This is a genomic window from Plantactinospora sp. A48, from assembly GCF_055793945.1.
On sequence record NZ_JBTIXF010000076.1, the window covers coordinates 21,353 to 30,708 of the forward strand.

General features: G+C 72.2%; 11 protein-coding genes. 7 read left to right on the plus strand and 4 right to left on the minus strand.

All coding sequences use genetic code 11. The features are described 5' to 3' along the window. Positions 1–113: 113 nt before the first annotated feature. On the minus strand, positions 114–347 hold the full coding sequence (locus ACXN5W_RS26825) for a DUF7455 domain-containing protein (RefSeq protein WP_473161165.1): 234 nt from the start codon (positions 345–347) through the stop codon (positions 114–116). A gap of 236 nt (positions 348–583) precedes the next feature. After that, complete coding sequence (locus ACXN5W_RS26830; RefSeq protein WP_473161166.1) at positions 584–2,200, minus strand: RNA polymerase sigma factor; 1,617 nt, start codon at positions 2,198–2,200, stop codon at positions 584–586. 289 nt (positions 2,201–2,489) lie between these two features. Here ACXN5W_RS26830 and ACXN5W_RS26835 point away from each other — a divergent pair, with 289 nt between their 5' ends. Next, positions 2,490–3,323 (plus strand): inositol monophosphatase family protein, encoded by an 834-nt coding sequence (locus ACXN5W_RS26835; protein WP_473161167.1) that lies wholly within the window; start codon positions 2,490–2,492, stop codon positions 3,321–3,323. Positions 3,324–3,542: 219 nt separating this feature from the next. Here the strand turns inward: ACXN5W_RS26835 and ACXN5W_RS26840 are convergent, their stop codons facing one another. Beyond that, positions 3,543–4,079, minus strand: a complete 537-nt coding sequence (locus ACXN5W_RS26840) for a LytR C-terminal domain-containing protein (protein WP_473161168.1) — start codon at positions 4,077–4,079, stop codon at positions 3,543–3,545. Between the two features lie 414 nt (positions 4,080–4,493). On the opposite strand from ACXN5W_RS26840, the gene ACXN5W_RS26845 reads away from it, so the two are divergent. Beyond that, on the plus strand, positions 4,494–4,790 hold the full coding sequence (locus tag ACXN5W_RS26845) for a DUF4193 domain-containing protein (RefSeq protein ID WP_281598899.1): 297 nt from the start codon (positions 4,494–4,496) through the stop codon (positions 4,788–4,790). Positions 4,791–5,056: 266 nt separating this feature from the next. Then, entirely contained in the window at positions 5,057–5,914 is an 858-nt protein-coding gene (locus ACXN5W_RS26850) for a hypothetical protein (protein WP_473161169.1), read from the plus strand. Between the two features lie 81 nt (positions 5,915–5,995). Here ACXN5W_RS26850 and ACXN5W_RS26855 read toward each other — a convergent pair whose 3' ends face one another. Continuing rightward, complete coding sequence (locus ACXN5W_RS26855) at positions 5,996–6,496, minus strand: DUF3093 domain-containing protein (RefSeq protein ID WP_473161170.1); 501 nt, start codon at positions 6,494–6,496, stop codon at positions 5,996–5,998. Positions 6,497–6,675: 179 nt separating this feature from the next. Between ACXN5W_RS26855 and dut the strand changes: the two genes are divergently transcribed. The 4 genes from dut (at position 6,676) to ACXN5W_RS26875 (ending at position 9,166) form a co-directional block, all read left to right on the plus strand. Then, entirely contained in the window at positions 6,676–7,167 is a 492-nt protein-coding gene (dut, locus tag ACXN5W_RS26860; protein ID WP_473161171.1) for a dUTP diphosphatase, read from the plus strand. Then, positions 7,164–7,883, plus strand: a complete 720-nt coding sequence (locus ACXN5W_RS26865; protein ID WP_473161172.1) for a DUF3710 domain-containing protein — start codon at positions 7,164–7,166, stop codon at positions 7,881–7,883. Before dut ends, ACXN5W_RS26865 begins: the two co-directional genes overlap by 4 nt. Positions 7,884–8,060: 177 nt before the next feature. Further along, entirely contained in the window at positions 8,061–8,441 is a 381-nt protein-coding gene (locus tag ACXN5W_RS26870; RefSeq protein ID WP_473161173.1) for an OB-fold nucleic acid binding domain-containing protein, read from the plus strand. A gap of 38 nt (positions 8,442–8,479) precedes the next feature. Then, positions 8,480–9,166, plus strand: coding sequence for a DUF3159 domain-containing protein (locus ACXN5W_RS26875; RefSeq protein WP_473161174.1), 687 nt, complete (start codon positions 8,480–8,482; stop codon positions 9,164–9,166). Positions 9,167–9,356: the final 190 nt, after the last annotated feature.

Genomic DNA, 9,356 nt, shown 5'->3' on the forward strand with positions numbered 1-9,356 from the left:
CGGCCCCTAGCCTCGACCGTCGACGACAGGCCGGTCAAAGAAACAGCCCGAAAGACAAGTCGACCGGAGGCACCCACTCGGGGTGCCTCCGGTCGACTATGTTGGATCGCTGGTCAGTTCGCCATCATCTCTGCACCGCGCCAGGTGAACTCCGGGTCCGTCGCGAACCGAACGGTGATCTTCACGAGATCCTCCGCGTACTTGTTCGCGTGATGCCCACAGAACACCAGCTCGCTCCCGCCCGCCAGGGTGATACGGAGCTTGCCGGCAGCGTTGCAGCGGTCGCACCGTTCATCGGCGGCTGGGGGAGCCACCGTTTCGGGCGGCGGCGTGAGAGTCGGGGTCATCGCCTTCCTCCTCTGGTCGTCACCGATGAACACATTCCTTGTTGCTCACCTATCGTCCAACACCCGCAGGGGCTGCGGTCTTCCCAGTGTGCCCGCGGGGGACCGAGGTCACACGTCGTACCCGACAGTGTGCAGGGCACCCCCGGGTATCCGTCAACGATCACGAGCGGTCAACTGGCCGATCACCTTGGGAACACATACGAGCGGTGAGGGTATCAACACGGCCGGTGGATGGATCAGTCAAGGTAGTCGCGCAACACCTGGGACCGGGACGGGTGACGCAGCTTCGACATGGTCTTGGACTCGATCTGCCGGATCCGCTCGCGGGTCACCCCGTAGACCTGGCCGATCTCGTCGAGCGTGCGCGGCTGGCCGTCGGTGAGCCCGAAACGGAGTCGGACCACGCCGGCCTCCCGCTCGGACAGCGTCTGCAGCACCTGCTGGAGCTGGTCCTGCAGGAGCGAGAACGACACCGCGTCGACCGCGACGACCGCCTCGGAGTCCTCGATGAAGTCACCGAGCTGGCTGTCACCCTCATCACCGATGGTCTGGTCCAGCGAGATGGGCTCCCGAGCGTACTGCTGGATCTCCAGCACCTTCTCCGGGGTGATGTCCATCTCCTTCGCCAGCTCCTCCGGCGTGGGCTCGCGGCCCAGGTCCTGGAGCAGCTCCCGTTGGATCCGGCCGAGCTTGTTGATCACCTCGACCATGTGTACGGGGATGCGGATGGTGCGGGCCTGGTCGGCCATGGCCCGGGTGATGGCCTGGCGGATCCACCAGGTGGCGTAGGTGGAGAACTTGTAGCCCTTGGTGTAGTCGAACTTCTCGACCGCGCGGATCAGGCCGAGGTTGCCCTCCTGGATCAGGTCGAGGAAGGCCATCCCGCGGCCCGTGTACCGCTTGGCCAGGCTGACCACCAGCCGCAGGTTCGCCTCCAGCAGGTGGTTCTTGGCCCGCTCACCGTCCCGGGAGATCCACAGCAGGTCCCGGACCATGTCCCGGACCATCTTCTCCTCGCCCTCGTCGGCGGCGCGCAGCCGCTCGGCGGCGTACAGGCCGGCCTCGATCCGCTTGGCGAGCTCGACCTCCTGCTCGGCGTTCAGCAGCGGCACCTTGCCGATCTGCTTGAGATACGCCCGGACCGAGTCGGCCGACGCGGTCAGCTCGGCATCCCGTCGGGCCTGCTTGAGCGCCTCGGACTCCTCGTCGTCCCACTCGAAGTCGTTGTCGGTCGCCGCCTCGGCCGCGTCGGCGGCGGCGGCCTGAGCCAGCTCGACGGGCTCGTCGACCACCACGTCCTCGATCTCGGCGGCCAACTCCTCCGGATCGACCTCACCCTCGCCGGCCGGACCCTCGCCGGGCTTGGCGCTCTTGGTCGCCCTGGTCTTGGTGGCGGCCGTCGCCTGCTTCGCCGCGCGGGGGCCGGGCTTCGGCTTGGCCGGGGCCTCGGCGGTGGCCGTCGGGGCCGCGCCGTCGGCAGCCGTCCGGCGGGCCGCCTTCCGGGCCGGCGTCGCGGCCTCCTCGGCGGCTGCCGCCTGCTTCGGGGCGGGAGTGGGGGCGGGCGCGGCTTTCTTGGTGGCCTTGGCGGTGGTCACCCGGGAAGCGGGGGTCGCCGAGCGGGCGGCCGCGACCCGGGGCCGGCGGGTGCTCGCCGAGCCGTCGACGACCACCGTCACCCCGGCGTCGGAGAGGGCGCGCAGGATCTTCTTGGCCTGGGCCGGGGTCACCTCAGCGGACTCGACCGTACGCGCGAGCTCGGCCGAGGTCAGCTGGCCGCCGGCGTTCTGCGCGTGAGCGATCAGGGTGTCGGTGAGCGATCGGACATCGGCGCCGGTCTGGCGTGGATCTGTCACGAATGACCTTCCGGAGGCGAAAACGAGCACGGCCGGGTTCGGCCAGCAGGGCGCAGAGCGACCGGGTCTGACCGATGTGGTTGAGGGCCCCCGCGACACGCCCCGGCCGATCGTCGGCGGTTCGTGGCACGTGGGTAGGGGTGAATTGTAACGCCGTCCCGGGCAGGATTGCCGAGCCGCACGCCGCAACGGCGGCGACGGGGCCGCCGTCGTCGTGGATATGTGGATTTTGAAAGGATGTTACCCGGCGGCGCCGCGACGCGCCGCATCCGAGCGAAGAGAGGTATACATGCCGGGCACGGGACCAGGCCCCGACGAACTGCTCGACATCGCCGTGACGGTCGCCCGACAGGCGGCCGGGACCGCGAGCCGGATGCGGGCCGAAGGGGTCGCCCAGGTGGCCACCAAGAGCACGGCGACCGACGTGGTGACGGCCGCCGACCGGGCCGTCGAACGCGAGGTCGTCGAGGCGATCCGCCGGCTCCGTCCGGGCGACCGGGTGCTCGGCGAGGAGTTCGGCGCCGGCGAGCCGGCCGGTCCGGGGACCACCGCCGGTACCGGCGTGGTGCGCTGGATCGTCGACCCCATCGACGGCACGGTGAACTACCTGTACGGCCTGCCGCAGTACGCCGTCTCGCTGGCCGCCGAGGTGGACGGGACGGTGCTCGCCGGGGTGGTCCGCAACGGCGCCACCGGTGACGAGTGGACCGCGACGCTGGGCGGCGGCGCGTACCGGTCCGGACGGCGGCTGAGCGGCTCGACCGAGACCGACCTGAGCCAGAGCCTGGTCGCCACCGGATTCGGCTACGACCCGGCCCGGCGGGCGCACCAGGCGGCGGTGCTGGCCGGGTTGATCACCGAGGTCCGGGACATCCGGCGGTTCGGGGCGGCTGCCCTCGATCTCTGCCTGGCCGCCGAGGGCGTGGTCGACGCGTACTACGAGAAGGGGTTGCAGGCCTGGGACCTCGCGGCCGGCGGTCTGATCGCCCGGGAGGCGGGCCTGCGGGTGGCCGGTCTGACCGGTGCGCCGGCCGGGCCGGATCTGGTGATCGCGGCACCGCCCGCGCTGTTCGGCCCGCTGCACGAACGGCTGGCCGACCTGGACGCCGCCGGCGGCCCCTGACCGCGACCGCCCCGGTCTGATCGGCGACCGCCCCGGCCCGACCGCCACCGGCACCGACCGGCGGTGCGTCCGGGACCGACCGCGACCGGTATCGACCGGCGGTGCGTCCGGGACCGACCGACCGCGACCGGCGGTGGGTCCCGGACTGACCGGCGGTGGATCCGGGACTGACCGGCGGTGGATCCGGAACCTCAGGGCGGACCGCCGGTCAGCGGCGGGTCACTGCTTGCCGGTACGGATGCAGGTGCCGGGCGGCAGCGAGGGCGAGCCGAGGGCGGCGAGCGACTGGTTGACCTCGGTCGTGGTGGCCAGCTGCTGGAACCTGTCGCCGATCACCACGTCCACGGCGGGGCCCTTGCGCTTGGGGTCGAACTCCTCGGCGGACTCGCCGAGGAAGTACGCCTTCAGCAGGTGGGCCGAACCGACACCGTCCGGGCCGTAGCGGATCACCGCGACATCGTCGATCTTCTTGTGCAACGGGTCGTTGGCCTTCTTCAGCACCGCGAACTTACGGTTGGCGAAGTCGGTCCCGACGATCTCCGCGAGACCCTGCGTCTGCGTACCGTTGTAGACGTTGATCTTGACGTCCTTGTTGTCCGGCAGCTCGACGTTGACCGCGACCTGGCCCGGCTCGCAGCCGCCCGCCAGTCCCCCGCCGGCCTGGGTGTCCCGCACCAACGCGACGACGATGAAGACCAGGGCGAGCATCAGCAGCGCCCCCACGATGACGAGTGCCCGCACCCGCGCAAAGCTCATCCGGTTGGCTCCCCGAGATTTGTCCGGCGACGACCGGCCGGCGCGCGTCGCCACGGCCGGCATCGAGTATCCCGCTGAGGCTAGCGGTTGTCCGCCGCTGCGTGGAAACCGCGTCTGATCCGGCGCGGCAACGTTGATCCTTCCGCTACCACGCCTATCTTCGTGTCGCCTGAGTCACATTGGGAACAACTTCTGGCCCTCGGGCGTACATGCGTGGGATGAGAGCGGTATACATGCCTCGCCCACAGGGGGGTAAGGTACCGCGCTCGCCCGGGGTCTCTTCGTGGCCACCGCGGCCCGGCCGGAGTGCCGGGACGTGGTTGGTCGAAAAGTTGACCGGCCAGCGGGAACCGAAACACTGTCGTCCGGCGTTACAACCGGCAGCGACTATATCGACATGGGAGAGTGAAACCGATGGCCACCGACTACGACGCCCCGCGTCGAGACGAGGTCGACCTGGGCGAGGACAGCCTGGAGGAGCTCAAGGCCCGGCGGGTCGACTCACAGTCGGGCGCCGTTGACGTCGACGAGGCCGAGGTCGCGGAGAGCTTCGAGCTGCCCGGCGCCGACCTGGCCGACGAGGAACTCACGGTCAAGGTGCTGCCGATGCAGCAGGACGAGTTCCGCTGTGCCCGCTGCTTCCTCGTCCACCACCGCAGCCAGCTGGCGACAGAGCGGAACGGGGACCTCATCTGCCGCGAATGCGTCTGACCACCTGACGCCGGTTCCGGCGGCCGGCCGTGGCCGACCGCCGGGACGAGCCGACCGCCGGAACGAACCGACCGCCGGCGGTCGTCGTCGGCTCGGCGTGCGGGGTACCCGTTCTGCTGCTTGACTCGAAGCAGACAAGGTCCGCTGGGCCCGGTGGCCCAGCGGGCGGGATCCGTGGCGCGACAGGGAGCCGGCATGGGCGAGCGAATCGACGAGTTCGGCGCGGTTGAACCTCCATCCGGCGCCGAGCGGAACGAGGAGCCGGCATGAGCGAACGAGACGAGGACCCGACGCGGAACGGGTCCGAACAGCCGACGTCCGTCCCCGGAGCACCGACGCCGGAGTCCGAGGTGGTGCGTACGGACGAGGGGCTGGACGCGACGGTGGCCGCGCTGACCGCCGACGACATCGAGCCGGCCCAACGACGCCGGCTGTTGGGCCGGCTCGTCGGGCAGATCCGGACCCGCCGGGTGGGTGAGCTGTTCAAGCCGCGCGCCGCCATCGGATGGATCACCGAGGCCGTCAGCGATGTCGCGCCGCACATCCCGGTCCGGGACCTGGACACCCTGCGTCGGCACTTTCCAGGCCTGCCGGACGACGAACTGGCCGACCGGCTGATCCGCAACGCGGCCCGGGCCACCGCCGGGGTGGGCGCGGCCGGCGGCGGTGTGGCGGCGGTCGAGTGGGCCGTGACCCCCACCCTGCTCTCGGCGCCGGTCCTGCTGGCCGCCGAGACGGTGACCGTGGTGGCCATCGAGCTGAAGCTCGTCGGTGAGTTGCACGAAATCTACGGCGTACCCGTCCCGGGCAGCGGCGGCCAGCGCGCGATCGGCCTGATCCACTCCTGGTCCAGCCAGCGCGGGGTCAACCCGATGATGCCCGGCGTCGGGGTCGGCGCGGTCCTGGGCACGGCGGCCCGCCGGGAACTACGCGAGCGGCTGCTGCGCCGGTTCGGCCGCAACCTGACCACGCTCGGTCCGTTCCTGACCGGAGCGGTCGTGGCCAGCTACCTCAACCGGCGGGTCACCCGGGGCCTGGGCGAGCGGATCCGTGACGACCTGCGGTCGCGCCGCCGCGTCACCCGGCCCGACCGGCCGGCGATCGAGGGAACCGACCCGGACTGACCGTCGACCGGGACGCCGGGATCGGACCGCAGGTCCGTGGGCGCGCCGGGCGTCCCGGCGGGCCGGTCGAAGAGGATCGGGTCAGGCCGGGCCGGCGGCGTCGCGGGCGGCGAGGACCGCCCCGGCCAACCGGACCGGATCCCGGGAACTGACCACCCAGTACGGGGTCGGGTCGTCCGGATCGTCGAGCACCACCTGCACCGCGCCGCCGATCCACGGTCGCTGAACCACGAAGGCCAGCGGGTCGGACCCGACACCCAGCACCTCCCGCCGGCCGGCGGCGTCCAGCGCGATGGCGTCGGCGACGTACCGGACCGGCAGTCGCGCGTCGTCGACGAACAGGGTCCCGTCGGACACGGCGACCCGGATCCGGCCGAGCCACCAGAGCCCGACGGCGGCCAGTGGCAGCAGCACGACGAACGGCAGCCAGGCGCGGGTTCCCCGGCCACCGAGCCAGACCTCGGCGGCCAACAGGACGGTGACCAGACCGGCGCCCAGCCACAGCCACCAGGGCAGGGTCAGCCGTTCCGCGTGGTCGGCGGTGTCGGGTCGGACGGCGGGGGACTGGTGAGCGGCAGCCACCCGTCCGAGGGTACGGCCCCGCCCGGTCCGGGCTGCCAGGACCCGCACCGGGCAGTCGAGGATTCGGCCCGTACCGGTACGTCGAGGGTTCGGCCCGTACCGGTACGTCGAGGGTTCGACGTGGCAACGGCGGATCGACCGGGCAGGATAAGACCCACATCGGTCAGGAAGAGGGAACCGTGAGCCAGTTCGTGCCCGTATCCGTCCGGCAGCTCGATCCGGAGCTGCCGCTGCCCGCGTACGCTCATCCGGGTGACGCCGGTGCGGACCTCGTCGCCGCCCGCGACGTCGAGCTGCCGCCCGGCGGCCGGGAGCTGGTCCCGACCGGCGTGGCGATCGCCGTGCCGGAGGGCTTCGTGGGGCTCGTCCATCCCCGGTCCGGACTCGCCGCCCGGCTGGGCGTGACGGTCCTCAACGCGCCCGGTACGGTCGACGCCGGCTATCGCGGCGAGATCATGGTGAATCTGGTCAACCATGACGCGTCCAGCCCGGCGCGGATCTCCCGGGGTGACCGGATCGCCCAGCTCGTCGTGCAGCGGGTGGAACGGGCCCGGTTCCACGTCGTCGAGGAACTACCGCCGTCCCCCCGGGGTACCGGTGGACACGGGTCGACCGGCGGGCACGCCAGCCTGGTCGCCCCGCAGTCGCGAGCGAAAGGTTTGACACAGTGATCTTCTCGAAGGGGCGCCGCAACGCCGGGCGGCACGCGCGACGGGACCAGGCGGCGGACGACGCCGCGGCGGAACCCACCCCGCCGCCCCGCGGTCCGTACGACGTATCGGACGCGCCGACCGGCGTCCAGCGGCTGGATCTGGGCAGCCTCCAGATACCGGCCGTGCCGGACGTCGAGGTGCGGGTGCAGGCCGACCCCGACGGCACCGTCCAGCAGGTGGTGCTGGTCCACGGTGAGAACGCCCTGCAACTCGGGGCCTTCGCGGCGCCCCGCAGTGAGGGGATCTGGGACGAGGTGCGGGACGAGATCCGCGAGTCACTCCGGGCCCAGGGCGCGCAGACCTCCGAGCGGGAGGGCGACCGCGGCGTGGAGCTGTTCGCCCGGGTGGACACCCCCGAGGGCCCGGCCGAGCTGCGTTTCGTCGGAGTCGACGGGCCGCGCTGGATGGTCCGGGCGCTCTACCAGGGTGCGGCGGCGAACGCGTCCGACGCCGGACCGCTCGACGAGATCCTCGACGGGCTCGTCGTGGACCGTGGCGAGGAACCCCGGCCGGTCCGTGAGGCGCTGCCACTGCGGCTGCCCCGGGAGATCGCCGACCAGACGCCCGAAGGCGCTCCCCAGCCCGGCACCCCCGCGCCGGTCGACGGTGCGGTCAACGGCCAGCAGCACCCACGGCGTGGGAACCCGTCGCCACGCCCCCGGGACTCCGCGTAGGTTCCGCTCGTACCGGCCGGCGGCCACCGTCTCCGGTGGCCGTCCGGTGCGGCGTTGCTGGCCCCGTCGGCTGTTCGGCGGGTGAGCGTACGCTGATGGACGAGGGCGGCCGCGCCGGTGGCCCGAGACGGCGCCGGCCACAGCGGGCGCGACCGGGGAGAGGGTGACGTCGAGGTCATGGCGACCGACGAGAGCCGGGTGTCGGTCCGCCGCTTGTTCCAGCGGCTGACCGCGAGTGAGGCCGAGATCGAGGCCCAGGAGCTGCGCCAGGAGAGCGCCCGGACGGGCGGCACGCCCGCCGGGGTGTGCCGACGCGGGGAGCTGGTGTCGATCTCGGGGCGGTTGCGGACCGTGGTCTACACCCCGCGGACGAACCTGCCGACTCTGGAGGCCGACCTGTACGACGGCACGGACGTGGTGACGCTCGTCTGGCTCGGCCGGCGGCACATCGCGGGCATCGAACCCGGCCGGCAGGTCGTGGCGCGGGGGAGACTCGCGGTACGGGATGACCGTAAAGTCATCTACAACCCGTACTACGAGTTGGAGCCGCCCCGTTGACCCCGGACCGACGGGCCGAGCCGCGAACGGATGACACGATGACCACTGGACGACAGCCGATCGCCCACACCCCGCCGGACGACGAGGCGGAGGAGCAGCTTCCGAGCTTCGCCGAGCAGGTGGCCGACCAGCTCGGCGGTTGGCGCGGGATGGTCGAGTCCAGCGTGCCGGTGCTGGTCTTCGTGGTGGCCAACGTCATCGGTCCGCTGCGGCCGGCGATCATCGCGGCGGTGGCCGTCGCGGTGGTGACCGCGGTGGTGCGGCTGACCCAGCGCCGGCCGGTCCGGCACGCCGTGAACGGGCTGATCGGAGTCGGGATCGGCGCCGCGCTGGCGCTGCGTACCGGCAACGCGCGGGACTTCTACCTTCCCGGCATCCTGTACGGCCTCGCCGTGGGCGCGGCCCTGCTGCTCTCGGCGGCCGTACGCCAGCCCGTGGTCGGCTGGGTGTGGTCGGTGATCGTGGCCAAGGGCCGCTCCGACTGGCGGGACGACCCTCGGCTGGTGCGGACCTTCGTGCAGCTCACCGCGCTGTGGGGAGTGGTCTGGGTGCTCAAGGTCGGCGCGCAGGCCGCCCTCTACCTGGCCGACCAGGACACCGCCCTCGGCGTGGCCCGGATAGTCCTGGGCTACCCGCCGTACGCGCTGCTGCTGGTCGTCACGGTCTGGACGGTCCGCCGCGTCACCCGCGACGCCGCGCCCGCGACCCCCGAAACCACCCACTGACCCAGCCCAACCGCATCCCGCCCCGCCGCGGGATCAGGCTGGCCGACGGTCCGGTGGGTTCGGGTTCCACGGACAGCGCGAGGTGGGCGGGGGGGGGGGGGGGGGGGGGGGGGGGGGAGGAGGGGGGTGAGGGGGGCAGAGAGGAGGAGAGAAGGCGCGCCCATCCGCACCCCCCAAAAAAATCCCACCA

Excerpts from the sequence above, each read along its gene's own strand:
- ACXN5W_RS26870 (WP_473161173.1), top strand. The coding sequence starts at position 8,061 with ATGGCGACCGACGAGAGCCGGGTGTCGGTCCGCCGCTTGTTCCAGCGG.
- ACXN5W_RS26850 (WP_473161169.1), top strand. The coding sequence starts at position 5,057 with ATGAGCGAACGAGACGAGGACCCGACGCGGAACGGGTCCGAACAGCCG.
- ACXN5W_RS26825 (WP_473161165.1), bottom strand. The coding sequence starts at position 347 with ATGACCCCGACTCTCACGCCGCCGCCCGAAACGGTGGCTCCCCCAGCC.
- ACXN5W_RS26835 (WP_473161167.1), top strand. The coding sequence starts at position 2,490 with ATGCCGGGCACGGGACCAGGCCCCGACGAACTGCTCGACATCGCCGTG.
- ACXN5W_RS26875 (WP_473161174.1), top strand. The coding sequence starts at position 8,480 with ATGACCACTGGACGACAGCCGATCGCCCACACCCCGCCGGACGACGAG.
- ACXN5W_RS26840 (WP_473161168.1), bottom strand. The coding sequence starts at position 4,079 with ATGAGCTTTGCGCGGGTGCGGGCACTCGTCATCGTGGGGGCGCTGCTG.
- ACXN5W_RS26845 (WP_281598899.1), top strand. The coding sequence starts at position 4,494 with ATGGCCACCGACTACGACGCCCCGCGTCGAGACGAGGTCGACCTGGGC.